General features: G+C 73.0%; 25 protein-coding genes and 1 tRNA gene. 11 read left to right on the forward strand and 15 right to left on the reverse strand.

Annotation, left to right across the window (positions count from 1 at the left end):
• Positions 1 to 14: 14 nt before the first annotated feature.
• Positions 15 to 845 carry a sugar phosphate isomerase/epimerase family protein gene (locus tag EDD26_RS00755; RefSeq protein WP_123695969.1) on the forward strand — a complete coding sequence of 277 codons (831 nt, stop codon included), beginning with the start codon at positions 15 to 17 and terminating at the stop codon, positions 843 to 845.
• A gap of 70 nt (positions 846 to 915) precedes the next feature.
• Here the strand turns inward: EDD26_RS00755 and EDD26_RS00760 are convergent, their stop codons facing one another.
• The 5 genes from EDD26_RS00760 to EDD26_RS00780 all read right to left on the reverse strand — a co-directional run bounded on the left by EDD26_RS00760 (position 916) and on the right by EDD26_RS00780 (position 8,684).
• Positions 916 to 2,367, reverse strand: a complete 1,452-nt coding sequence (locus tag EDD26_RS00760; RefSeq protein WP_245989687.1) for a multicopper oxidase family protein — start codon at positions 2,365 to 2,367, stop codon at positions 916 to 918.
• A 94-nt stretch (positions 2,368 to 2,461) separates the two neighbouring features.
• The gene (locus EDD26_RS00765) at positions 2,462 to 2,917 is read right to left on the reverse strand and encodes a hypothetical protein (RefSeq protein ID WP_123695970.1); all 456 of its coding nucleotides are present in this window, start codon (positions 2,915 to 2,917) and stop codon (positions 2,462 to 2,464) included.
• 195 nt (positions 2,918 to 3,112) lie between these two features.
• Positions 3,113 to 5,167 (reverse strand): hypothetical protein, encoded by a 2,055-nt coding sequence (locus EDD26_RS00770; RefSeq protein ID WP_123695971.1) that lies wholly within the window; start codon positions 5,165 to 5,167, stop codon positions 3,113 to 3,115.
• Entirely contained in the window at positions 5,164 to 8,097 is a 2,934-nt protein-coding gene (locus EDD26_RS00775) for an MMPL family transporter (protein ID WP_123695972.1), read from the reverse strand. Before EDD26_RS00775 ends, EDD26_RS00770 begins: the two co-directional genes overlap by 4 nt.
• Positions 8,097 to 8,684, reverse strand: a complete 588-nt coding sequence (locus tag EDD26_RS00780; protein ID WP_123695973.1) for a TetR/AcrR family transcriptional regulator — start codon at positions 8,682 to 8,684, stop codon at positions 8,097 to 8,099. The genes EDD26_RS00775 and EDD26_RS00780 overlap by 1 nt, the downstream gene beginning before the upstream one ends.
• Before the next feature lie 121 nt (positions 8,685 to 8,805).
• On the opposite strand from EDD26_RS00780, the gene EDD26_RS14575 reads away from it, so the two are divergent.
• The 5 genes from EDD26_RS14575 (at position 8,806) to EDD26_RS00800 (ending at position 12,014) form a co-directional block, all read left to right on the forward strand.
• Entirely contained in the window at positions 8,806 to 9,030 is a 225-nt protein-coding gene (locus EDD26_RS14575) for a hypothetical protein (protein ID WP_170165468.1), read from the forward strand.
• Entirely contained in the window at positions 9,027 to 9,890 is an 864-nt protein-coding gene (locus EDD26_RS00785; protein WP_170165477.1) for a PfkB family carbohydrate kinase, read from the forward strand. The genes EDD26_RS14575 and EDD26_RS00785 overlap by 4 nt, the downstream gene beginning before the upstream one ends.
• A gap of 68 nt (positions 9,891 to 9,958) precedes the next feature.
• Positions 9,959 to 11,182 (forward strand): pyridoxal phosphate-dependent aminotransferase, encoded by a 1,224-nt coding sequence (locus EDD26_RS00790; RefSeq protein WP_123695975.1) that lies wholly within the window; start codon positions 9,959 to 9,961, stop codon positions 11,180 to 11,182.
• 75 nt (positions 11,183 to 11,257) lie between these two features.
• The gene (locus EDD26_RS00795) at positions 11,258 to 11,503 is read left to right on the forward strand and encodes a hypothetical protein (RefSeq protein ID WP_123695976.1); all 246 of its coding nucleotides are present in this window, start codon (positions 11,258 to 11,260) and stop codon (positions 11,501 to 11,503) included.
• Between the two features lie 58 nt (positions 11,504 to 11,561).
• The gene (locus EDD26_RS00800; protein WP_148058659.1) at positions 11,562 to 12,014 is read left to right on the forward strand and encodes a hypothetical protein; all 453 of its coding nucleotides are present in this window, start codon (positions 11,562 to 11,564) and stop codon (positions 12,012 to 12,014) included.
• 25 nt (positions 12,015 to 12,039) lie between these two features.
• Here EDD26_RS00800 and EDD26_RS00805 read toward each other — a convergent pair whose 3' ends face one another.
• From EDD26_RS00805 to EDD26_RS00835, 7 genes are all read right to left on the reverse strand, one after another.
• A complete protein-coding gene (locus tag EDD26_RS00805) occupies positions 12,040 to 13,065 on the reverse strand; it encodes an NADPH:quinone reductase (RefSeq protein ID WP_123695978.1) in 1,026 nt (341 codons plus the stop codon).
• A 108-nt stretch (positions 13,066 to 13,173) separates the two neighbouring features.
• Positions 13,174 to 14,061, reverse strand: a complete 888-nt coding sequence (locus tag EDD26_RS00810) for an aldo/keto reductase (RefSeq protein ID WP_123695979.1) — start codon at positions 14,059 to 14,061, stop codon at positions 13,174 to 13,176.
• 223 nt (positions 14,062 to 14,284) lie between these two features.
• Positions 14,285 to 15,319 carry a zinc-binding dehydrogenase gene (locus tag EDD26_RS00815; RefSeq protein WP_211333802.1) on the reverse strand — a complete coding sequence of 345 codons (1,035 nt, stop codon included), beginning with the start codon at positions 15,317 to 15,319 and terminating at the stop codon, positions 14,285 to 14,287.
• A gap of 48 nt (positions 15,320 to 15,367) precedes the next feature.
• On the reverse strand, positions 15,368 to 15,766 hold the full coding sequence (locus EDD26_RS00820) for a (R)-mandelonitrile lyase (protein ID WP_123695980.1): 399 nt from the start codon (positions 15,764 to 15,766) through the stop codon (positions 15,368 to 15,370).
• A gap of 19 nt (positions 15,767 to 15,785) precedes the next feature.
• A complete protein-coding gene (locus EDD26_RS00825; RefSeq protein ID WP_123695981.1) occupies positions 15,786 to 16,151 on the reverse strand; it encodes a cyclophilin-like fold protein in 366 nt (121 codons plus the stop codon).
• Positions 16,152 to 16,363: 212 nt separating this feature from the next.
• Complete coding sequence (locus EDD26_RS15030; protein ID WP_123695982.1) at positions 16,364 to 16,846, reverse strand: zinc-binding dehydrogenase; 483 nt, start codon at positions 16,844 to 16,846, stop codon at positions 16,364 to 16,366.
• Positions 16,839 to 18,089: a multidrug effflux MFS transporter gene (locus EDD26_RS00835; protein ID WP_123695983.1), complete on the reverse strand. Its 1,251-nt coding sequence runs from the start codon at positions 18,087 to 18,089 to the stop codon at positions 16,839 to 16,841. Before EDD26_RS00835 ends, EDD26_RS15030 begins: the two co-directional genes overlap by 8 nt.
• 101 nt (positions 18,090 to 18,190) lie before the next feature.
• On the opposite strand from EDD26_RS00835, the gene EDD26_RS00840 reads away from it, so the two are divergent.
• The 3 genes from EDD26_RS00840 (at position 18,191) to EDD26_RS00850 (ending at position 20,881) form a co-directional block, all read left to right on the forward strand.
• Entirely contained in the window at positions 18,191 to 19,099 is a 909-nt protein-coding gene (locus EDD26_RS00840; protein ID WP_123695984.1) for a helix-turn-helix transcriptional regulator, read from the forward strand.
• A gap of 76 nt (positions 19,100 to 19,175) precedes the next feature.
• Positions 19,176 to 20,165: an alpha/beta hydrolase gene (locus EDD26_RS00845; RefSeq protein WP_123695985.1), complete on the forward strand. Its 990-nt coding sequence runs from the start codon at positions 19,176 to 19,178 to the stop codon at positions 20,163 to 20,165.
• A gap of 38 nt (positions 20,166 to 20,203) precedes the next feature.
• A complete protein-coding gene (locus EDD26_RS00850; RefSeq protein WP_123695986.1) occupies positions 20,204 to 20,881 on the forward strand; it encodes an SDR family oxidoreductase in 678 nt (225 codons plus the stop codon).
• Positions 20,882 to 20,958: 77 nt separating this feature from the next.
• On the opposite strand, the gene EDD26_RS00855 is transcribed toward EDD26_RS00850, so the two are convergent.
• A tRNA-Lys gene (locus tag EDD26_RS00855) sits at positions 20,959 to 21,031 on the reverse strand.
• A gap of 97 nt (positions 21,032 to 21,128) precedes the next feature.
• Here EDD26_RS00855 and bcp point away from each other — a divergent pair.
• On the forward strand, positions 21,129 to 21,608 hold the full coding sequence (gene bcp / locus EDD26_RS00860) for a thioredoxin-dependent thiol peroxidase (protein WP_123695987.1): 480 nt from the start codon (positions 21,129 to 21,131) through the stop codon (positions 21,606 to 21,608).
• 6 nt (positions 21,609 to 21,614) lie between these two features.
• Here the strand turns inward: bcp and EDD26_RS00865 are convergent, their stop codons facing one another.
• A complete protein-coding gene (locus tag EDD26_RS00865) occupies positions 21,615 to 22,013 on the reverse strand; it encodes a hypothetical protein (RefSeq protein WP_123695988.1) in 399 nt (132 codons plus the stop codon).
• Positions 22,014 to 22,152: 139 nt separating this feature from the next.
• On the opposite strand from EDD26_RS00865, the gene EDD26_RS00870 reads away from it, so the two are divergent.
• Positions 22,153 to 22,401 (forward strand): WhiB family transcriptional regulator, encoded by a 249-nt coding sequence (locus EDD26_RS00870; RefSeq protein ID WP_021010012.1) that lies wholly within the window; start codon positions 22,153 to 22,155, stop codon positions 22,399 to 22,401.
• 76 nt (positions 22,402 to 22,477) lie between these two features.
• On the opposite strand, the gene EDD26_RS00875 is transcribed toward EDD26_RS00870, so the two are convergent.
• Complete coding sequence (locus EDD26_RS00875) at positions 22,478 to 23,986, reverse strand: sensor histidine kinase (protein ID WP_123695989.1); 1,509 nt, start codon at positions 23,984 to 23,986, stop codon at positions 22,478 to 22,480.
• Positions 23,987 to 24,007: the final 21 nt, after the last annotated feature.

Raw genomic sequence — 24,007 nt, forward strand, 5'->3', positions numbered from 1 at the left:
CTAGCGTCGTCGGCATGATCCAGGTCGGCCTCAGCACGATCTCCGTCTTCCCCAAGGGGGTCGAGGACGGCTTCCGGCTCGCGCACGAAGCGGGATACGACGGCGTCGAGGTCATGGTGACCACCGATGCCAAGACCCGCAGCCCCGAGAAGCTGCTCGAGCTCTCGGAGCGCTACCAGCAGCCGATCATGGCGATCCACGCGCCGGTCGTGCTGCTCACGACCTTCGTCTGGGGGCGCGATCCGTTCGTGAAGCTCGACCGCTCCGCCGCGCTCGCGGTGTCGGTCGGCGCGCCCACCGTGGTGGTGCATCCGCCCTTCCGGTGGCAGGGCAAGTACGCGAGCACCTTCACGGATGCGGTGCGGCAGACCGAGCAGAAGCACGGCGTCGAGGTCGCGGTCGAGAACATGTTCCCGTGGTCGATGGGCGGGGCGGACCGCCAGGCGTACCTGCCCGGCATCGACCCGAGCGAGATGGACGTCGACCACGCGACCCTCGACTTCTCGCACTGCGCGCTCGCGCGGCGCGACTCGATGGAGCTCGCGCTCGACCTCGGCGACCGGCTGCGCCACCTGCACCTCACGGACGGCGTCGCCGCCGACGAGGACAAGGTCTTCGACGAGCACCTCATCCCCGGCCACGGCAACGAGCCGGTCGCCGAGGTGCTGCAGATGCTCGCCGCGAAGCAGTGGACCGGACAGGTCATCGCCGAGATCAAGACCCGGCACGCGCGCTCGGAGCGCGACCGGCTGCGGCTGCTCGTCGAGACGCTCGAGTTCGCGCGCGAGCACCTGGGGCAGAACGCGGTGGCCGATGAGGGCGCCGACGCGGAGGCACGGCCCTAGCGGGAGCGGTCGGTGGTCTCGACTCGCTCAGCGCGCTGCGCGCACGGAGCGGCTCGACCGGCAGGGCAGGCTACTCGGGGGCGTTGCCCGAGCCGCCGCCGAGCAGGAACGGGGTCGAGACGCCCTCGTACATGACATGCGTCATGAGCCCCTCGACGGCGTGCGGCAGCGTGTGGCAGTGGTCCATCCAGATGCCCGGGTTGTCGGCGACGAACGCGATCTCGTACGTCTCGCCGTGCCCGACGTCGAGCGAGTCGACCCACCAGGGGCTGCCGGATGCGGGCACGCCGTCGCGCGCCAGCACGACGACGTGGTGCCCGTGCAGGTGCATCGGGTGCACCTCGCCGCTGCCGTTCGTGATGCGCATGGTCACGACGTCGCCCTCCGCCACGTGGTACGCCGGGACGTCGCCGCCCATCCGCCCGTTGATCGTCCACCAGATGCCGGGGACCCCGTTCAGGAACCCCGGGAAGCGGCCGATGTCGTAGGCGAACGCGCGGTCGGCCGCGGCCGGGTCGAAACGGAGTGGCGCGGGTGAGCCGTAGGAGAGCGGGTCGAGCACCTCGGCGGGCGCTGCGGCCGCGGCGGGCGCGGCCGCCCCGAGCGCGAGCGAGACGCCCGGCGCCTGCACGCGCGCGCCGCCGCTCGGCACCCGCACCTCGAGGTCGACGCGGCCGCCGGCCGTGACGGCGACCTTGCGCCCCTCGACGTCGGTCGGCTCGTGCACGTCGGTGCCGTCGATCGCGAGCAGGCGGAAGCCTGCGCCCGTGACCCAGACGACCGTCGGCGCGTTGTCGGTGTTCACCACGCGCACCCGCACCACCGCGCCCGGCTCGGCCTCGCGCGCGATGTCGCCGGAGACGCCGTCGATCGTGCGCGAGGTGCCCGGGTAGGTGTGCAGCAGCGCCACGACGTCGACGTCGTGGGCGGTCGGCTCGGCCGGGTCGACGACGAGCGCGCCGAAGAGCCCGCCGAGCACCTGCGCGTGCGACACCTGGTGCGCGTGGTACCAGTAGCTGCCCGCGTCCTCGGCGACGAAGCGGTACGTGAAGCTGCCGCCGGGCGGCACCGCGTCCTGCGTCACGCCGGCGACGCCGTCCATCGCCGCGGGCACGTCGACGCCGTGCCAGTGCAGCGTCGTGCCGGCGGCGACCGACTCGTTGCGGAGCACCACCTCGACGAGCTGCCCCTGCCGCGCCCGGATCTCCGGCCCGGGCGTCGACCCGTTGAGCGTGAACGCGTCGACCTGCTCGCCGCCGGGCAGCGCGATGCGCGCTGCGCGCGCGACGAGCTCGACGCGCACGTCTGCGGCGCGCGCGGGGTCGGCGACGAGGGTCGTCAGATCGAGCGCTGCTGCCGCGCCCGGCCCGTGGCCGTGGCCGCCCTCCCCCGCGACGGCCGGACCGCCACCGGGGTCGGCGACGCCCATCGCCATCGCCGAGTAGGTGTCGGGGCGCAGGCTCGACCACCAGGCGGCGCCGACAGCGACCACGAGCGCCGCCGCGACGAGGATGCCGAGCACCCGGGCGAGGCGACGCGCCGGCCGGTCCGGGTGGCTCGGCCGGCCTGAGCCAGCACCGGGGCGGTGCCGCGCGCGGCGCTGCGAGGGCTCGGGGTCAGGCGACACCGACGGTGGACCGCGCCTGGACGCCGGCGTGGCGTCCGCCGGCGCGCATGCCCGCCCAGAAGGCGACGCCGAACAGCGCGATCGCGTTCACGCCGTGCAGGAACGCGAGCGCGGTGAGCTCGTGGCCGAGCAGCCCCAGCGTCACCTGCAGCACGACGAGCACGAGCACGATCGCGGCGCGCATCACCCCGCCGGGGATCTTCGCGAGGAACGCCACGACGAGCAGCGCGAGCGCGACGATCGGGATCGCGTACATGCCGTTCATGCCGTGGATCATGAGGCCGAGCGCCTCCGGGAACGGCGGCGGGCCCTCGGCGGCGAAGTCGACGGTGCCGCCCTCCGCGAGGAAGAGCGCGATGCCGGCGGATGCCCAGGCATGCGAGGCGGCCTGCAGCGCGACGAGCGCGCAGATGAGGTAGGCGAGGACGCGGTAGGTGGTGCGCACGGGACTCCTTCGTCGGAATCGGTGGGATGCGGTGCCGATCGCCCGGCGGATGCGCCGAGGCGGGCGATGCCGGCACAGGCTGCCGACGGGCGCGCGCGGTTTCGCGGACACCGTTATCGAACTCCGCAGTCCGTTTCCTGTCAAGTGCCTGTGCGCCGGCCTCTCGCGGCCGGCGCACCCATCGGCGCAGCCGCGCTACGCCGGCGCCGGCGCGAGGGTCTCGAGGGCGCGGATGCGCTCCCCCGTCGCCCGTCGCCGCGCGCCGCGGAGCGCGAGGTACGCGGCGAGCAGGCCGACGCCGAGCCACAGCACGAGCATGGCCACCGGGCCGCCGGCGCCGCCGGTGCCGGCCGCGATGGCGACGAGCGCATCGACCGCCGGCGTCATCGGCAGCACCGGCGCGACGGCCTCGAACCCCTGCCCGAGCACGTCGCGCGGCACGATGCCGCCGGCCGCGACCGCCTGCAGGCCGAGCAGCACCACCGACACGATGCCGCCGCCGGCGCCGAGCCACGCGACGAGCGCGAGGTGCAGCAGCGTCGCCACGGCGCCGAACAGCAGCGTCACCGCGAGCGTCAGCGGTGCCGACGACCACGCGACGCCGCCGATCGCGTGCACCACGACCGTGGCGAGGACGGCCTGCAGCGCGACCACCCACGACGAGCGGATGAGCATGGTCGCGAGCACCCGGCCGTCGGACTCGGCGGAGGCCGCGATGCGGCGAGCCGACCGGGCCAGCACGAGCACGAGGACGAGCGCGCCGAGCCAGAGCCCGATCGGCACCGCGAGCGACGCGATGCGCGCCTCGCCGCTCGGGAGGGCGCGCTGCTCGTCGAGGTCGAACCCGACCGGGTTCGTGGCCACCGCCGACAGGTCGTCGAGCTCGTCGTCGCTCAGCTGCGGCAGCGCCGCGACGCCCTCGCGGAGCCCGTCGCCCAGCTCGGTCGCGCCGTCGCCGAGCTGCGTCGCGCCGGACTCGGCCGAGCGGGCGCCCGCCGCGAGCTGCACCGCGCCGGATTCGAGCTCGCCGAGGCCGTCGCCGAGCTCGCCCGTGCCGTCGGCGAGCTGCCGGGCGCCGGTGACGGATGCGCCGAAGCCGGCGTCGAGCTGCGACGCGCCTGCCGCGAGCTGCGCGGCGCCGTCGCGCACCTGCGGGCCCGCGCTGACGATCGCCGTCGCGCCGGTCGAGAGCTGCGACAGCGGTGCGGTCACCTGGCTCAGCCCCTCGGTGAGCTGGGCGCCGATGTCCTGCTGGCTCAGCTGGCCGAGCCCGCCCGCGAGCTGCCGCGCGACCTCGAGCGCGGCCGGGTCGGTGGGGTCGGCCTCGAGCAGCTGCACGAGCTGCGCCGCTGCGCCTGACGAGGCGTCGAGCGACGACTCGAGCCGGCCGATGCCGCCCGCCTCCGCGGCGCCTGCGAGCCCCGCGTCGAGCTGCGCGGCCGCCTGCTGCACGCCGCCGGCGAAGCGGTCGACGCCCGCGGTGTAGTCGGCCACGCCGCTGCTGAGCGCCGCGCTGCCGTCCGCGAGCCCCGAGATGCCGCCCGCGGCGGTGCCGAGGCCGTCGGCGAGCTGGTCGGCGCCGGTCGCGAGCTGCGCCGCGCCGTCCTGCGCGCCGCCCGCGCCGTCGGCGAGCTGGTCGATGCCGCCCGCGAGCTCGTCGAGCCCGGTCGCGAGCTCCGTGGAGCCCGCACCCAGGGCGTCCGCGCCGTCGGCGGCCGTGCCGAGCTGCTCGGCGAGCGTGCCCATGCCGCCGTAGATGCCGGAGATGAAGCCGGTCGTCACGCGGTCGCCGAAGGAGGCGACGATCGACTCGCCGGTCTCGCTCGCGAGGCTCGTCGCGAGGCCGTCGGCCGACGCATCCGTGACGATGCGCACGCCCGCCTGCTGCGGGTCGTCGCCCTGCAGGCTCGTGACGCGGCGCGAGAAGTCGGCCGGGATCGTGACCACCGCGTGCACGGTGCCGTCCGCGAGCGCCGCCGCCGCATCCTCCTCGTTCAGGATGCGGAAGTCGAAGCCGTCGGCGTCGTCGGCCACGAGATCGGTGACGACCTGGCGGCCGGCGAACATCGTGGTCTCGGTGCCGTCGGCCGCGGTGGTGGTGAGCAGCTCGTCGAGGTTCACGACCGCGGCGGGCACGTCCCGGTCGCCGTCTGCGGCCGGGCCCATCGACCAGGCGGCGAAGGCCGCGATGGCGAAGGGTGTGGCGGCGGCAGCCGTCAGCGCGACGGCCTTCCTGAGCGCGGTGGTCATCGGTCTGCTCCCGTGTCTGCTGCGGCCGTCGCGAGCGCCTGGGTGGGCGCATCCCCGGCGGGATCCGTGTCGTGTGCGTCGGCCGCGGCCGCGTCGTGCGCGTCCTCCTCGGCGGCGTCCGCGGGTGCGAGGTCGACGGCGGCCCGGCCGTGCGCCTCGGGCGACGGCTCGCTCGTGACGATCGTCACGTCGGCGCCCGCGAGCCGCGCGGCGACGCCGGCGGCGCCTGCGGGGGCAGCGCTCGCGGCGTCGATCCAGAGCAGGCTCGGGCCGCGCTCCAGCGCGATCGCGAGCAGCACCGCGGCGCGCTCGATCGGCGCGAGCCGCGAGAGCGGCGCGGCCGGGTCGATCGGGGTGCCGGCTGCCGTGCCCGCGCGCGCGACGAGCGCCGCGGCGCGGCGGTCCAGCACGGGCGCCGCCGCGAACGGCGAGCGGAGCGCGAGCGCGCCCCGCGCCGCCTCGAGCGCGGTCTCCCCGCGCTCGCCGACGCCGACGAGGTCGAGGTCGACGAGCCCGATCCGGGCGCGGAGCGCGCCGACGTCGCCGGGGAGGGCAGCACCGCCGAGGTGCGCGCTCCCGCGGGCCGGGATGTCGCCGAGCAGCGCGTGGACGAGCCGCTGCCGGTCGGCGAACGCCGCGTCGAGCCGCACGACCGCGCCGCGCGGCGCGGTGACGGTCCAGGACGCGGCGCCGGGCTCGTGGTCGATCGCCGGCCGCAGCCGGTCGAGCGCGAGGTGGCCGCCGGCATCCGCCGCCCAGGCGAGCGCCACGCGGTGCCGCCCGAGGCTCTCGCCCTCGACGTCCATGTCGGGCATCGCGCGGTCGAGCCCGCGCGGCAGCCACCAGGCGCGCTCGCCCAGCAGCGTCATGACCGCCGGGATGAGGGTCATGCGCACGAGGAAGGCGTCGACCGCGACGCCGACCGCGAGGCCGAGCGCGATGGCCTTGATCATCGCCATGCCCTCCGGCACGAAGGCGAAGAAGACGAGGAACATGATGAGCGCCGCGGCCGTCACGACGCGCGCGTTGGCCGCGAAGCCGTGCCGCACGGCACTCACGGCGCTGTGGCCGTGGGCGTGCGCCTCGCGCATGCCCGAGACGAGGAACACCTGGTAGTCCATCGCGAGGCCGAACAGCACCGCCATGAGCAGCACCGGCATGAACGACAGGATCGGTCCCGGCTCGACGTGCAGCAGCTCGGCGCCCCAGCCCCACTGCATCACCGCGACGACGGTGCCGAAGGCGGCGAGCACCGAGAGCACGAAGCCGATCGCGGCGGTGATCGGCACGAGGATCGAGCGGAAGACGAGCAGCAGCAGCACGACCGCGAGCGTGACGACGACGATGCCGAACGGCAGCAGCGCATCCTGCAGGCGCTGCGACACGTCGATCTGCACGGCGGTCGCACCGGTGACGGCGATCGGGGTGTCGTGCTCGGCCTCGATCTCGGGGGCGGCCGCGCGGATGGCGCGCACGAGCTCGGCCGTGGCGTGGTCGGTGGGGCCGGTCTCGGCGATCACCTGGATGATCGCGGTGTCGGCCGTCTCGTCGGGGAAGGCGCTGCCGATGCGGTCGACGCCCGGGATCTGCTCGAGGTCGGCGGAGAGACGATCGAGGACCCCGAGGATGTCGGTCACCTGCGTGATTTCGGCCATCACGACGAGCGGGCCGGTCGTGCCCTCGCCGAAGCCCTCCTGCAGCATGTCGTAGGCCATGCGCTGCGTGCTGCCGCGCGCCTCGCGGCCGTTGTCGGGCAGCGCGAGCTCGAGGCTCGCGGCCGGCACGGCGGCGACGCCGATGATGGCGAGCACGCCGACGATGGCCAGCACGGGGCGCTTCGTGATGCCGGTGACCCATCGCATCCCGAGCGTCGGCGCCGTGTCGACGTCGCGCTCGGCGAGCCGGGCGGCGCGGCTGCCGGGCTTCGGCCGCAGACGCTCGCCGAGCAGCGCCATGATCGCGGGCAGCAGCGTCGCAGCGGCCGCGACGGCGATCGCGACCGACGCCGCGGCGCCGATGCCCATGACCGACAGGAACGGGATGCCGACGATGAGGAGCCCGACGAGCGCGATCACGACCGTGAGCCCGGCGAAGACGACGGCGGTGCCGGCGGTGCCGACCGCGAGCGAGCCCGACTCGACGACCCCCATGCCGCGCGCGAGCTGCGTGCGGTGCTTCGAGAGGATGAAGAGCGCATAGTCGATGCCGACGGCGAGCCCGATCATGAGCGCCATGAGCGGCGCCGAGTTCGAGACCGTGACGAGCGCCGATGCGCCGAGCACGCCGCCCATCGTGATGCCGACGCCGATGAGCGCGGTCAGCAGCGGCAGGCCGGCGGCGAGGAACGACCAGAAGGTCACGAACAGCACGACGCCGGCGAAGATGACGCCGAGCCCCTCGACCCACGAGATCGGCACGCTCGTGGCCTGGAACGCCTGGCCGCCGAACTCGACCGTCAGGCCGTCGGCGCGGGCCGCATCCGCGGTGGCGACGAGCGCGTCGAGCCCCGCGGGCGTGCTGCCGGAGCCCTGCGGCTCGAACTGCACCTGCGTGTAGGCGAAGCGGTCGTCGTCGGAGATCTGCTCGGCGGCGAACTCGCTCCAGGGCTGCACGACGCTCGCGACGTCGTCGATCGCGTCGATGTCGGTCGCCTGCTGCTCGATGGCGTCCCGGTGCTGCTCGACCGATTCGCCGTCGGGCGCGCGGTAGACGACCTGCACGCTCGAGCCCGCGACCTGCGGGAACACGCTGCCGAGGTGGTCGAGCGCCTCCTGCGACTCGGTGCCGGGAATCGCGAACGACTCCTGCATGTTCGGACCGAGCGCGAGGGCGCCGCCCAGCACGCCGCCGAGGATCGCGGCCCAGGCGACGATCACGAGCCAGGCGCGGCGCATGGAGGCGGCGCCGACGCGGGAGAGCCAGGTGGCCATCAGGCGTCCACCTCCTGCAGCGCCGCGGGCGTGCACGCGGCGGCGGGCAGGCAGAGCTCGAGCAGCGTCTCGATCAGCACCTCACGCATCTCGGCCGGGTCCGGATGGTCGCGCGTGTCCTGCAGCGCCTCACCGAGGATGAACGCGACGCCGGCGAGGCCGATCGAGAGCCGCGTGAGCGCGCGCGTCGACGGCGCCTCGGCGATCAGCGTGCCGGCGATGGCGTCGACGAGCTCGTTGCCCCGCTGGATGACGGGCACATCCTGCAGCGCGCCGCGCTGGCTGATGAAGATCGCGACGGCGGCGCTGTGCTGCAGCAGCGTGTCGACGAAGCCGGTCACGAGCGCGGGGGCCGCGGCGACCTTGTCGTCGCGCAGGCCCGGCAGCGAGTCGATGATCTGCGTCAGCGCGTCGAGCGCCGGTGCCATCGCGGCCTCGAGCAGCGCCTCCTTCGAGTCGAAGTGGTAGAGCACCGACGACTTCGAGGTGCCGACGTCCGCCGCGATCTGCTGGATCGAGCTGCCGAGGTAGCCGTACCGGGCGAAGCGCTCGAGCGCGGCCTGGACGAGGGTGTCGCGAGTGGTCACGAGGGATCAGCATACTGACCGATCGGTCAGAAGTCGACCGATCGGTCAGGATGCGCGGTCGCGCGCTGCGGGAGGCGCCGTCCAGTCGCCGCCGGTAGGTTGATCGCGACGAGGAGGCACAATGCGCAAGTACCTGTTCAACATGGGTGTCATCGGCTCGCTCACGAGCGCACTGCCGGTGGTCAAGGCGACGCGGCAGGGCCCGCGCGACTGGCGGCTCGGCCTGCTCTGGGCCAGCTGGATCATCGGCGTCGCGCTCGCGGTCGGCGCGGTCGCGCAACGCGAGGACGGCATCCGCCAGGACGAGCTCGAGCGCAAGCTGAAGAAGGCGGCGAAGGGCAAGTGAGCGATCGCGTCGTCGTCATCGGCGACGCGCTCGTCGACGAGGTCGACGGCGCCTCGATCGTCGGCGGCGCGGCGCTCAACGTCGCCGTCGGGCTCGCCCGGCTCGGCGTGCCCGCCCGCCTCATCGCGATGGTCGGCGACGATGCGCCCGGCGCCCAGGTGCGCGCGCACTGCGCCGCGCACGGCGTCGAGCTCGTCGCGACCGCGGCTCCCCGCGGCACCGCGGTCGCGACGGCGGTGCGCGACGGCGGCACGATGCGCTACGACTTCAACGAGGCGGGCACGAGCCGCTTCGTCGAGCTGGACGGCCACGAGGACGCCCTCGAGGCCGCGCCGCTCGTGCTCGTCTCGTGCCTCGCGCTCGAGCTCGAGGCGCAGGTCGCTCCGCTCGCCGCGCTCCCCCGCTCCCGCGAGCGGCTCATGCTCGACCCCAACGCGCGCCCCGCCTACCTGCGGGCGCCCGGCGCCGTCGAGCGCTTCGCCGCGGGCCTCGACCTGCTCGCCTCGCGCGCGCTGCTCGTGAAGCTGAGCGACGAGGACGCCGAGCTCGTCTACGGCGCGGATGCCGATGCGACCGCGGCGAGGCTGGTCGCCGCGGGCGCCGGCGCGGTCGCGGTCACCCGCGGCGCGGCGGGCGCGACGCTCTTCACCGACGGCGGCCGGGTCGACGCATCCGTGCCGCAGCTCGACGCGCCGATCGTCGACACCATCGGCGCCGGCGACAGCGTGCTCGCCTCGCTCGCGGCCTCGGTGCTCGAGGGCGGCCGCGCGCGCGGATGGGCCGGGCCGCTCGAGCGGGCGATGGCCGTCGCCGCGGCGACGACGCGCTCGGCCGGCGGGCTGCTGCAGCTGCCCGCCTGAGCGGCGATCCGCCCGGAGCGGGCCACGCTCGGCCGAGTGGCCCGCGGGCGCCCGCCTAGCATGGTGCAATGGCGCTCAAGTCCCTCGATCAGTCCTCGAAGCTCAAGCACGTCCTCTACGAGATCCGCGGCCCGGTGGCCGCCGAGGCCGCGCGGCTCGAGGCCGAGGGGCACCGCATCCTCAAGCTCAACATCGGCAACCCCGCGCCGTTCGGCTTCGAGACGCCCGACACGATCGTGCAGGACATGATCGCGAACCTGCCGCTCGCCGAGGGGTACTCGGACTCGAAGGGCATCCTCTCCGCCCGCCGCGCGGTCGTGACCCGCTACGAGGACGTCGACGACTTCCCGCGGCTCACCGTCGACGACGTCTACCTCGGCAACGGCGTCTCCGAGCTCATCACCATGACGATGCAGGCGCTGCTCGACGCGGGCGACGAGGTGCTCATCCCCGCTCCCGACTACCCGCTCTGGACGGCCATGACGTCGCTCGGCGGCGGCACGCCCATCCACTACCTGTGCGACGAGGACACCGACTGGGCGCCCGACCTCGCCGACATCGAGGCGAAGATCACGCCGCGCACGAAGGCGCTCGTCGTCATCAACCCCAACAACCCGACCGGCGCGGTCTACTCGCGCGAGGTGCTGCAGGGCATCGTCGACCTCGCGCGCAAGCACTCGCTGCTGCTGCTCGCCGACGAGATCTACGACCGGATCCTCTACGACGGCGCGGAGCACACCTCGATCGCCACGCTCGCGCCCGACCTCCTCGTGCTGACCTACAACGGCCTCTCGAAGACGTACCGCGCGGCAGGGTTCCGCGCCGCGTGGCTCGCGATCACGGGCCCGAAGGAGCACGCGAAGGGCTTCCTCGAGGGCCTCACGCTGCTGGCATCGACGCGCCTGTGCCCGAACGTGCCGGCGCAGTACGGCATCCAGGTCGCGCTCGGCGGCCACCAGTCGATCGAGGACCTCATCCTGCCCGGCGGCCGCCTGCTCGAGCAGCGCGACGCCGCGGTGCAGGGGCTGAACCGCATCCCGGGCGTGAGCGTCGTGACGCCGAAGGGCGCGCTCTACGCGTTCCCGCGCCTCGACCCGGAGGTGCACGAGATCCACGACGACGCGCAGTTCGCGCTCGACCTGCTGCGGCAGGAGAAGATCCTCGTCACCCACGGCACGGGCTTCAACTGGCCGACGAACGACCACTTCCGGATCGTGACGCTGCCGTGGAAGCGGGATCTCGACGACGCGGTGCAGCGCATCGGCAGCTTCCTGGCCTCCTACCGCCAGTAGTGTGGCCGCGGGCGGCGATGACGCGCCGACCGCGCCGATTGTGACCGAACGTTTGTACCCCACTATTCTTCGAACGTGGACTACGACTCGGCCGAGCGCTCCGTCTTCGCGGAAGAGGACATCGCTCGCATCCTGCTCGAGCTCGCCGCCGTCGCGACCGACCACACGAGCCTGCGCTCGTGGGCAGCGGACCCGGGCGTGCAGCTCGACCGCGTCGTCGCGATGGAGGCGCTCACCTACGTGCGGCTGGCGGTCCGCGACGAGCACGGCGAGCCGATCGTGCTGATGCTGCTCGACGGCACGTGGGAGCGCATCCTCTGACAGCCGGACACCTGCGACGGCTACGGTGGTCCGGGCCGCATCCAGATCGGAGTCCGCAGTGAGTGAAGCGCTCTACGAGTCGCAGGTGCAGAAGGCCGCGCGCATCGGCCGGCTCGCCGCCGAGGAGCGCCTGGAGCACGAGCTCGCGCACGAGGTCGCCGACAGGACCGAGCGGCTCGCGGCGCTCGAGCTCGCCGACGCCGCCCGCCGTGCGCGGCCGCGGTGGGTCGGCATCCTGCTCGGCGCGGGCGCCGCGCTGGCGATCAGCCTGTTCGTGACGCGCGTGATGAACGGCACGTTCGTGCCCTCGCTCACGTCCGTCGTCGGCCTCCTCGGCCTGCTCGCGATCGTCGTCGACCTCTTCTGGGGCAGCAGCCTGCTGCGGCTCGGCGTCGCGCTGCGCGTGCGATGGCTCTACCGGACGCCGGCGCCCGTGCGGGCTGCGGTGCTGCAGAGCTACACCGAGCAGCGCCAGCTGCTCGGTCAGTCGGGCTGCGACTGCCCGCGCTGATCGCCTCGGCGCCCGCCGGGGCGCCTCAGCGCAGGTCGTCCGCGACGTGGATGAGCACCTTCCCGGTGACGCCCTGCTCGACGGCATCGTGCGCGGCTGCGGTGTCCTCGAGCGGGAACCACGTCAGGGGCAGCCCGGCGTCCGCGCCGACGGGCAGCGCGCCGGCCTCGAGCGCGGCCGTGATGTCCTCCGCAGCCACGGCGAGCGCCTCGGGCCCGACGGTGTAGAGCAGCAGCCCCTGCCAGCGGGCGTTCTTCGCGAAGCTCGCCATGATCGGAGCGGTGAACTCGTCACCGTTGTTGTTGGCATAGTAGGCGATGCTGCCGTGGTTGGCGAGCACCGCGACGTCGAGCGCGGCGTTCTGCGCAGGGGCGACCTCGACGACGTGGTCGATGCCGCCGGGAGCGATGGCGAGCACCTCGCGTGCGAGGTCGTCGGCCGGGTACTGCAGCACGTGGTGGGCGCCCGCTGCACGAGCGAGCGCCGCCTTCTCGTCGCTGCTGACCGTGGCGATCACGGTGGCGCCGGCCCAGACCGCCAGCTGGATCGCCGCGTGCCCGACGGCGCCCGCTCCGCCCTGCACGAGCACCACGCGGCCGACGAGGGCGCCGGGTGTGAGGCGCGACGGGCCGAGCTCGTGCACGGTGAGCGCGCGGTGCGCGGTCATCGCCGGCACGCCGAGGCTCGCGGCGACGTCGAAGCCGATGCCGTCGGGCAGGCGGACGACGCGGCTCGCCGGCACGACGGTGAGCTCCTGCGCCGTCCCGGTCGGGCGCTGATGCGCGGCGAGGAAGAGCCAGACGCGGTCGCCGACCTGCAGATCCTCGACGTCAGAGCCGACGGCGTCGACGATGCCGGCGCCATCCTGGTTCGGGACGATCTCGTCGAGCTCGAGGGGCCGATTGCCCGCGCGGGCCTTCCAGTCCGTCGGGTTGACGCCCGAGACGGCGATGCGGACCCGCACCTCGTCGGGGCCGGGCGTGCCCGGCTCGCGGTCGGTGAGCTGGAGCACCGACGAGGGACCGGACCGGGAGTAGCTGATGGCTCGCATGCTGGGTCCAAGCGGGTCGCGGTGGCGGATATTCCGCGCACGCGGCCGGGGGCCGCGGGATGGCACTGCCGCGGGCGGCTCCGATTGCTCGGCGCCGCCCGTCGCCAGCTAGGCCTCCGGGATCTCGAGACCCCACGTCGACGGGTCGACCTCGTCGGGGTCAGGACCGCCGCGCACGCCGCGGTCGAGTGCGTCGATCGCCCGCAGCTGCTCCTCGTCGAGCTCGAAGCCGAAGACGTCGAAGTTCTCGGCGATGCGCTCCGGGTTCGTCGACTTGGGGATGACGGAGCGTCCCTGCTGCAGATGCCAGCGGAGCATCACCTGCGCGCGCGTGCGTCCGTGCTCGGCCGCGATGGCGGCGATCGTCTCGTCGTCGAGCACGCTCTTGCGGCCCTCGCCCCAGCCCGGATAGAACGTGATGCCCCCGATGGGCGACCATGCCTGCGTGAGGACGCCGAGGCGCGCGTCGGCGGCCCGCACCGCGGGCTGCGTGAAGTAGGGGTGCAGCTCCACCTGGTTGACGGCCGGCACGATCGAGGAGCGCTCGCCGAGCCCGTCCAGGTGGTGCGGCATGAAGTTGCTGACGCCGATCGCGCGGACGCGGCCGTCGGCCAGCAGCTGCTCGAGCGCGCGGTATGCCTCGACCGTGCGATCGAAGTGCTGGGGCATCGGCTGATGCAGGATCAGCAGATCGATCTGCTCGACGCCCAGCTTCGTGGCGCTCTTCTCGAACGCGTGGATCGTCTCTTCGTAGCCGTAGTCGCTCACCCAGACCTTCGTCTCGATGAAGACCTGCTCGCGGTCGAGGCCGCTGCGGCGGATGCCCTCGCCGACCTCGCGCTCGTTGCCGTACCCGGCCGCGGTGTCGATGTGGCGGTAGCCGGCGGCAAGCGCGGTCTCGACTGCCTGCGCGGTCTCGCCGGGGTCGCTCTGGAACACCCCGAGGCCGATGGGTGGCATCGGGACGCCGTTGTTGAGCAGGATGGGGTCGGTCATCGTTCCTCCGTGGTCTAGGGGTGCGCGTCGCGCGCGGGTCGTCGTGCGCCGACCTGGGGATGCCGGTCTGATACCCAGCCAACCCCTCGCCGCGCCGGCTCGGAAGGGTGGCGTGATCAGGGGCTTGGCAGACCCCCTTCAAGCGGAGCCCGTGGTCGTCTCGATCGGCGACCGCGTCGGCCCGGACCATCGCAGCCGCGATGATCCGGGCCGTGTGTGGCGGCTACGGGCGGATGAGGACCTTGAGCGCTTCCCGAGCGTCCATGAGGCGGTAGGCCTCCGCGATCTCGGCGAGGGGCAGCTCGCGATCGAACACCCTGCCGGGGTCGATCGTGCCGTCGAGGACCTGGGGCAGCGCGGCCTCGATGTATGCGCGGACCGTGGCCGGACCGCCGGTGAGCGTCGCGTTCTTGCCGAACAGCGAGGTGAACCCAACCGGTGCGTCCTCGTACTGGGGCACGCCGACGCGCGAGATCACCCCGCCGGGGCGGACGATGCCGTAGGCCTGCTCGTATGCGGGCATGTGCCCGACCGCCTCGAGGACGACGTGCACGCCCTCACCACCGGTGAGCTCGAGCACCTTGGCGATGCCCTCCTCACCACGCTCGGCGACGACGTGCGTGGCACCGAACTCCCGCCCCAGGTCGGTGCGGGACTCGTGACGGCCCATCACGATGATCGTCTCGGCACCCAGCTGCTTCGCTGCGAGCACGGCCGAGAGGCCGACCGCGCCGTCGCCGATCACCGCGACCGTCTTGCCGGGCTCGACGCCGCCCTTGTGCGCGGCGTGGTGGCCGGTGAGGTACACGTCGGAGAGGGTCAGCAGCGAGGGCATGAGCGACTCGTCCGTCCCTGCAGGGATCACCACGGCGGTGCCGTCGGCCTGCGGCACGAGCAGCTTCTCGGCCTGCGTCGCGGACGACGCGCCGTCGAAGAATCCGCCGTGCACGCACGAGGTCGTGATGCCGTCGCGGCAGAAGGCGCACGTGTTGTCGGACCAGGCGAACGGCACGATCACGGTGTCGCCGATCGAGAGCGTCGTCACGTCGCTCCCGACCTGCTCGACGACCCCGATCGCCTCGTGGCCCATGCGTCGACCCTCGGGGGTCGCCTCGAGGTCGTGGTAGGGGTGGAGGTCGGAGCCGCACACGCACGCGTACGTCACGCGGATGATCGCGTCGGTGGGCGCCTGCAGGACGGGGTCGGGGACTTCCTCGACGCGGACATCGCCGGCGTCGTACATCACGGTCGCTCGCATGAGCGTTCCTCTCTCTCGTGCCTCCGAGGAGGCGGAACGGGTGGTGGGTCAGCGGCTCTGGTACTCGGCGTCGGTGACGTGAGGACCCCAGTCCGCGCTCTCCTCGCCCTCCGGGGTCTCCCAGAGCGCGAGGTGCGTCATGAAGCTGTCCGGTGCGGCACCGTGCCAGTGCTCCTCGCCGGGCGGGGTGTAGATGGTCTGACCCGCATGGACCTCGACCACGTCCGCGCCGCGTGCCTGGACGAGCGCGATGCCCTCGACGATGCGGAGCGTCTGCCCGAGCGGGTGCGAGTGCCAGGCGGTGCGCGCGCTCGGCGCGAAGCGGACGAGCCCGGCGCTCATGCGCTGGCCGTCGTCCTGCGGCGTGACGACCTGGTCGAGCCAGACGTCGCCAGTGAACCACTCGGGTGGGTTCTTCACCGTGGGGGTGCTGGGGAGGATGTGCATGGTGGCGCCTCTCTGCTCGTCAGTCGATCGCGATGGTGACGGTGAACGTTCCGGTCTGCGCCTGGATGGCGGCGACGTCGTCGAAGGTGCCGAGCCGGGCGATGCCGTTCCAGTAGCCGACCTCGCCGTAGTAGAGGACGAGGTCACCTCCGGGTGCCCAGAACCCGATGTCACCGATCTCGGGGTCCGCCCCCGCTGGCATGCCGGTCATCGGCAGCGGCGACGGGAGCGTGGCGATCTTCTCGACCGCGTTGAAGTCCTCGAACGTCAGCGTGAGGGGCAGCTGCTGCGCGAGCGCGCTCGCCGCCGGGTTCTCGTGCAGCGTGCCGCCGATGACGCGATCCCCGATCGTCAGCGTGATGGGCGTTCCGTCGGATGTGCGCATCGGCTCTCCTGTCGCGGTGGCGGTGGATGGTGGTGCACCGGTCGGTGCCGGCCCCGTCGGGGACGGGTCGGGTGTCGCATCGCCAGCGACGCAACCGGTGAGCACGAGGACGCACAGCAGCAGCGCAGGAAGAGCGGCGCCGGCGGCGCGTCCACGAGGCGAGTCCATCGCGATCCCTTCCCGCTCGATCCGGTCGGCCGAGCACATCCGAGTCAAGTCGCGTCGGGAGCCGGGCGGGAGTCCCTGGCGAGGGGTGTACCCCCAGGGCGTCCCTCGCTGGGCGCGACGTGGCCGGACACGGCCCGGATGCCCCGCTCGAGCCGCGGGCGCCACCCGTGGGGGCCAGCGATGCGTCCGCCGCTCCGGACGGCGGGCAGGATCGCGCACCGCATGCCGGCAGCGTCGAGCACGGCGTCGACGCCCGATGGACGGACACCACGAAGGGTCGCGGCGGGGTCCCCTGCGCTCGACACGAATCGCGTCGCGCCGAGCGCTGCCAGTAGGTCGTGGTCATGAGCGCCCGCCACCACGAAGACCTCGAGCCCGTTGCGGACGGCGAGCGAGACGGCGGCCCTGCCGACGGCGGAAGCCGCGCCGGTGATGAGCAGGGTGGCGCCGGCGCTCAGCTCGAGGGCGTCGAGCGCAACTGCCGCCGCGCTCGCGTCGCTACCGCGGGTCGCTGCCCGCTCAGACACGGGCGGGCTCGGAAGGCGCTGCGCTCGTCGAGCGCGCCCTATCGAAGCGGCGAGGAGCGAGGAGCAGCGCTGCCGCTGCTGAGAGCACGACGCAGACGACGGTCACGATGCCCAGGGGCATGATGCTGAACGCGCCCGCCACTCCCACCAGCGGAGCGGCGACGCCGCCGAAGCCGAACCGGACCATGCCGAGGAGGGATGACGCGGTGCCTGCCATGTGCGGGTACTCGGCCAGCGCGAGCGTGGTCGCGGGAGCCGCCGAGAGCGCGACGCCGCTGGACAGGAGGAAGAGCGCGAGGATGACCACCCAGAGCGGCATGGCGGTCAGGCCCGCGGCGAGCAGGCCGAGGGCACCGACTCCGGTCACGCCCACGCCGAGCGCGAGGGTGCCGAGGATGCTCCACCGCTCGGCCGCGCGGCCGGCCAGGGAGCCGGCCACCATGTGACCGGCGGAGTTCAGCCCGAACGCAGCGGCGTACCACTGGGGCGAGAGCCCGTAGATGTCCTGCAGCACGAAGGTCGAGCCGGCGAGGTAGGCGAAGAGCGCGGCGTAGAGGAAGCCCTGGTTGAGCACCGCACCGAGGAAGACGCGATCGGTCAGCAGCGTCCGATAGCTGCGCAGGGTCTCGGCGAATCCGCCCGCGGTGCGCTGCTCGACCGGCAGGGTCTCGCCGAAGCCCAGGAGCGCGACGACGAGGAGGAGCGCTCCGATCACGGCCAGGAACGCGAACAGGCCGCGCCAGTCGGTGATGGTGCTGAGCAGGCCGCCGAGCAGCGGGCCGACGATCGCGGCGAACCCGCCCACGACGGTGAGCCGCCCGTAGAAGCGGATCAGCGCCCTGCCGGAGAAGACGTCTCGCCCCGCGGCCGTCGCGATGACGATGCCGACGCCGCCCGCGAGACCTTGCACGAGCCGCGCGGCGATGAGGAGCTCGATCGAGGGGCTCACGGCGCACAGCGCGGAGGTGACGACGTACGCGACGATCCCGACGAGCAGGATGCGTCGGCGACCCAGGCGGTCCGTCAGCGGCCCCGCGATGAGCTGGCCGGCAGCGAGGCCGATCAGGCACGCCGTCACGGTCAGCTGGGCCACAGAGGTGACGGCCCCCAGCTCGGATGTCAGCGCTGGCAGCGCTGGCAGGTACAGGTCCATCGAGATCGGGCCGAACACGGTCAGCAGCAGCAGCAGCGCAGGCAGCAGGCGTCGGGCGAGCGTCGGGGCGGCGCAGTCGGTGGAAGGCATGCTTCCAGCGTCCAGGCCCCGTCAGCATCGCGGGAGGCCCTGCCGAGAGGTGCACGGACAGGGCACCCCTGTGCTCGAGCGCCACGCCTAGCCTGATGCACATGGACAATCGAGCAGAGGTCCGGGAGTTCCTGATGACCCGGCGCGCCCGGATCACGCCGGGCGCCGCTGGACTCACGGCGGGCGGCAACCGACGGGTCGCCGGGCTGCGGCGCAGCGAGGTGGCGGCCCTGGCCGGCGTGAGCGTCGAGTACTACGCCAAGCTCGAGCGCGGCGCCATCGCCGGAGCCTCTGCGGCGGTCCTCGATGCGGTCGCGAGCGCGCTGCAGCTGGACGACACCGAGCGAGCCCACCTGCTCGACCTCGCCCGCGCCGCCGACGGCATCCCGACCAGCGGCCGCAGCAGGCGGCGGGTCAGCAGCCCCGCGGCCCCTCGTCCGAGCCTCTCCTGGGCGCTGGCGTCGATCACCGAAGGCATCGCGGTCGTCCGCGACCCGCGCCAGAACATCCTCGCCACCAACGCCCTCGGCCGCGCCTTCTACGCCCCCGTCATCGGCGACAGCGGCCGGATGCCGAACCTCGCCCGGTTCCAGTTCCTCGACCCCGTCGCCCACGAGTTCTACCCGGATTGGGACCTGTTCGCGCACATGTGCGTCGCCATCATGCGAGCCGATGCGGGTCGCGACCCGCACGACACGGCGATGCAGGACCTCGTCGGAGAGCTCTCCACGCGCAGCGACACGTTCCGGTCGCTGTGGGCGGCACACGACGTGCGCACGCACGGTGCCGGCACCAAGCGGTTCCACCACCCCGTCGTGGGTGAGCTGCTGCTGGCGTACGAGGAGCTGGCGATCACCGCCGAGACCGGGAACGTCATGATGATCTACACCGCCGAGCCGGGGTCGGCGTCCGCAGAGCGGCTGAGCCTGCTGGCCTCGTGGGCGGCGGAGCATCGGACCGCGACGACGTTCACCGGGGATGCCGCTGCGCCCGTCGAGCCGCCGCGGTAGCCGACCAGGGGTGCTCTGCCAGTGCACCCCCCGCCAGGGCCTCGCCCGGTCCCCCTCGCCGTCGTTCACTGGATGCATGTCCACGAATCCCTTGCAGGCAAGCATCCTCATGAACCCGCAGCACGACGGCTACACCTTCGCCCTCTCCCCCGATGTCACCCGCACGCCCGTGCGCTTCACCAATCGCTACGGCATCGAGATCGCCGCAGACCTGTACCGGGCGGCCGACCTGGACGAGTCCGTGGCCCACGCGGCGATCGTCATCGGGCCCCCGCACGGCGGCGTGAAGGAGCAGGGCCCCGGCGTCTACGCCAACGAGCTCGCGCAGCGGGGCTTCGTCGCCGTCGCGTTCGACCCCTCGTACAACGGCGAGAGCAGCGGTGAGCCGCGCCACATCACCTCGCCGGAGCTGTTCGCCGAGGACTTCAGCGCAGGTGTCGACTTCCTCGGCACGCTCTCCTACGTCGATCGCGAGCGGATCGGCGCGATCGGGATCTGCGGCAGCGGCGGCTTCGCGTTCAGCGCCGCCTCCGTCGACCCGCGCATCAGGGCCGTCGCGACGTCGGCGATGTACGACATCAGCGGCGTGCACCGGGACGGATGGCAGCACAGCGGCACCGACGAGGACCGCGCGCAGACGCTCGACGACCTCGCGCAGCAGCGCTGGGCCGACGTCGACGCGGGGGCGCCCGCGCTCCTGCCGACATTCCCGGCCGAGATGCCGGAAGAGGGGCCCGATCCCATCACCCGCGAGTTCTTCGAGTACTACGTCGAGGAGCGCGGCCGCCACCCCCGGTCCATCGGCGGCTTCACGATCACGAGCGGCCAGTCGCACATCAGCTTCGGCCCCCTGCGTCACGTCTCCGACATCGAGCCGCGGCCGATCATGCTGATCACCGGAGACGAGGCCCACTCCCGGTGGTTCAGCGACGACGTCCACGCTCAGGCGACCGGACCGAAGGAGCTCATCGTCGTCCCGGGAGCGCGCCACATCGACCTGTACGACCGCACCGATCTCATCCCGTTCTCCGAGCTCGAGTCGTTCTTCGCGACCCACCTGCGCTGAGCGGCGACGCGCGCCCGCCACGAGAGAGAAGAGGAATCATGAAGGTCTTCATCATCGGAGGCGCCGGCGACATCGGCCGCCGTCTCGCCACCGCGCTGCGCGCCAACGGGGACATCGCCACCGGCATGCACCGCGACGCACAGCAGCACGACGCGATCGAGGATGCCGGCGGCATCCCAGCCCTCGGTGATCTGATCGAGCACGGTGCCGACGCGCTCGCCAGCCTGATGGCCGGACACGATGCGGTCGTCTTCTCCGCAGGCGCCCACGGCACCGGGACCGACATGACGACGCTGATCGACGGCAAGGGGGTCGAACGGGCCGCCGAGGCGGCCTCGCTCGCGGGCGTGCCGCAGTTCCTGCTCATCTCGGCCTTCGCGGACTCGGAGCGGGGTCGCGGGCTCGGCGAGGACTTCGAGCACTACATCCGCGTCAAGCGCGGAGCAGAGGTGGTGCTGACCCGCACCGACCTCGACTGGTTGATCGTGCGCCCGGGCCATCTGCTCCCCGGCGCCGGCGACGGCCGCGTCAGCGCAGGCCTCGCGCTGCGGGAGACGGACGTCCGACGCGAGGACCTCGTGCACTTCATCGTCGAGGCGCTGCACAGCTCTGAGCTCACGCGGGTCATCGTCGAGGTGACCGCCGGCCCCACGCCCATCGCCGAGGCGGTGGCACAGGTCGCCCGGTCCACCGGCCCGCGACCGATCTCGCGCTGAGCAGCAGCACGGCACTCGCGCAGCAACGACAAGAGCCCCTGGCCGGTAATTCCTCACCGACCAGGGGCTCTTCTTCGTACACCCCCCCGGACTCGAACCGGGAACCGATTGATTAAGAGTCAACTGCTCTGCCAATTGAGCTAGAGGTGCAAGGTGTCTCCACCGAGGATCAAGCGTAGCACGACCCTGGCGCTTGACGCGAGCCGGGACCGAGATCGGTCGGATGGAGCCCGCAGACGCTGGTTGGATGGAGCCGATGACGCACCTCGAGCCCGGCATGCCCGCACCCGACTTCACCCTCCCCGACCAGCACGGCGAGCCCGTGTCGCTCGCCTCGCTGCGCGGTCGGCGGGTGATCGTCTACTTCTACCCGGAGGCGCTCACCTCCGCGTGCAAGCAGCAGGCCTGCGACTTCCGCGACGCCCAGCCCGACCTGGGCCGTCACGGCTACGCAGTGCTCGGCATCTCGCGCGACAGCGTCGAGAAGCTGGCGCGCGCGAGCGACCTCGACGCGCTGTCGTTCCCGCTGCTGAGCGACGCCGACCTGACCGTGCACCGCGCGTGGGGCACGTTCGGTGAGAAGAACAGCTACGGCCGCATCGTCGAGGGCGTGCGCCGCTCGACCTTCGTGCTCGACGAGGACGGCGTCATCACCCACGCGTTCTACAACACCCGGGCGAAGGGCCACCTGGAGATGCTCGACAAGCGGCTCGCCTTCAGCGCCTGAGGCGGCTCAAGCCTCGCGGCGCAGCCAACCGGTGACGCTGGCGCGCAGCACGAGCGCGAGCCCCGCGATCGAGAGCCCGGCGAGCACGAGCGCGAGCGGCACGGGGCCCTCGCCGCCGTCGTAGGTGCCGAGGGCGACGCCGAGCTGCAGCACCTGCCAGACGATCGTGGCGCTCCGCGACCACGCGCGGCCGTCGAGCATGGCGCGACCGGCAGCCATGAGGAAGGCCGCGGAGCCCGCGGCGAGCACGGCGAGGAAGAGCCCGCCGGCGATGTGGTCGAGCGGATCGCCCAGCGCTGCGATGGCGAGCCAGATGGCGACGGCGAGCATGCCGAGCGCCTCCACGAGCAGGATCGCGCCGACCCACGTGGCCGTCCTCGGACGCCCCTCGGAGAGTTCGCTCACGAAGAAACCCTTGCCTCTCTGGGGGCGCTGTGAAACCATAGGACCTTGGGCAAGCAGTGCTGCAGCGCCCGAAGACTTCCGCGCCGCGACTGACTCGCGAAGCGCGACCTCCCCCCTCCAATGTACAAGGAGCACATGTATGGATTGGCGTGATGACGCTGCCTGCCTCACGGTGGACCCCGAGCTGTTCTTCCCGGTGGGCAACACCGGACCAGCGCTCGAGCAGATCGAGAAGGCGAAGGCCGTCTGCGCGACGTGCCCGGTGACCGAGATGTGCCTGCAGTACGCACTCGAGACCAGCCAGGACTCCGGCGTGTGGGGCGGCCTCTCGGAGGACGAGCGCCGCGCGCTCAAGCGTCGCGCCGCGCGCGCCCGCCGCGCAGGCTGAGCAGCACCACGCATTCGAGCGGGGTCGCCGGAAGGCGGCCCCGCTTCTGCGTGTCCGGCCGGATGGGCCGGATCGCCTAGGGCTCGTCGTCCTCGCGGATGTACGAGATCGGCACCTTCACGGTCACCTCGGTGCCCTCGACGGCACGCGCGCCCCAGTCGATCGTGCCCGAGAGCTCGCCGGTCACGAGCGTCTTGACGATCTGCGTGCCGAGGCCCGAGCCGACGCGCCCTGGCGGGAGCCCCGCGCCGTTGTCGCACACCTGCACCGTGAGCCAGCCGTCGGCGCGATCGGCGGTGATGCGCACGAGCCCGTCCTGCCTGCCGACGAGCCCGTGCTCGACGGCGTTCGTGACGAGCTCGGTGAGCGCGAGCGCGAGCGGCGTCGCGTAGCCGCTCGGCAGCACGCCGAACGAGCCCACCCGCTCGGTGCGGACCTGGGCGCCGTGGATCGAGGCGAGCTCCGAGGTGAGCTTCATCGACCGGTCGAAGACCGCATCGAAGTCGACCGACTGGCTCAGCCCCTCCGAGAGCGTGTCGTGCACGACGGCGATCGACGAGACGCGCCGCTCGGCGTCCTGCAGCGCGGTGCGCGCCTCGACGCTCTTCGTGCGGCGCGACTGGATCCGCAGCAGCGCGGCCACCGTCTGGAGGTTGTTCTTGACGCGGTGGTGGATCTCGCGGATCGTCGCGTCCTTGGTGATGAGCGTCTGCTCCTGCATGCGCATGTCGGTGACGTCGCGCACGAGCACGATCGCTCCGAGCCGCGTCGCGCGGCTCCGCAGCGGCACCGCGCGCAGCGACAGCGTCACCGACCGCGTCTCGATGTCGGTGCGCCACGGCGCGCGCCCCGTGACGACGAGCGGCAGCGCCTCGTCGACCTCGTGCGAGTCGTCGATGAGCTCGGTCGTGATCTCGGCGAGCGACTCCCCCTCGAGCTCGCCGCGGAAGCCGAGCCGGGTGAAGGCCGACAGCGCGTTGGGGCTCGCGAAGGTGACCATGCCCGCCTGGTCGAGGCGGATGAGGCCGTCGGATGCGCGGGCCGCGCCGCGGCGCGGACCGCTCGGGGCCGCCTGATCCGGGAAGTCGCCGTCGGCGATCATCCGGAACAGCTCCCCCGCGCACTCCCGGAAGGTGCGCTCCTGCCTGCCGGCGCTGCGGGTATCGGCGTGGTTGGCGTGCCGGGTGATGACGGCGATCGGGCGCTCCACGAGCGCGGTGGACGGCTCGGCCTCGCGCCGCCGCACCGGGAACGCCTTGACCTTCGCGTCGGTCTCGACGCCCCACTCGGGCGAGTCCGCGTCGAGCGAGACGCCCTCCTCATAGGCGCGGCCGACCTGCTCGCGCCACGAGTTGCGCACCGGCTGGCCCACGATGTCGCGGTAGAAGAGGGTCGCCGCGCCGGCGGGCCGCGCGTGCTGGACGGCGATGTAGCCGTCGTCGTCGCCCGTCGGCAGCCAGAGCACGATGTCGCCGATCGCGAGGTCGGCCAGCAGCTGGAAGTCGGCCACGAGGCGGTGCAACCACAGGACGTCCTGCGACCGCAGGAGTCCGTAGCGCTCGGCGATCGACGTCAGGCTCGTCACCGGGTCAGCCTACCGCGGGCC

The sequence above is a fragment of the Agrococcus jenensis genome, assembly GCF_003752465.1.
GTDB classification, from domain to species: domain Bacteria; phylum Actinomycetota; class Actinomycetes; order Actinomycetales; family Microbacteriaceae; genus Agrococcus; species Agrococcus jenensis.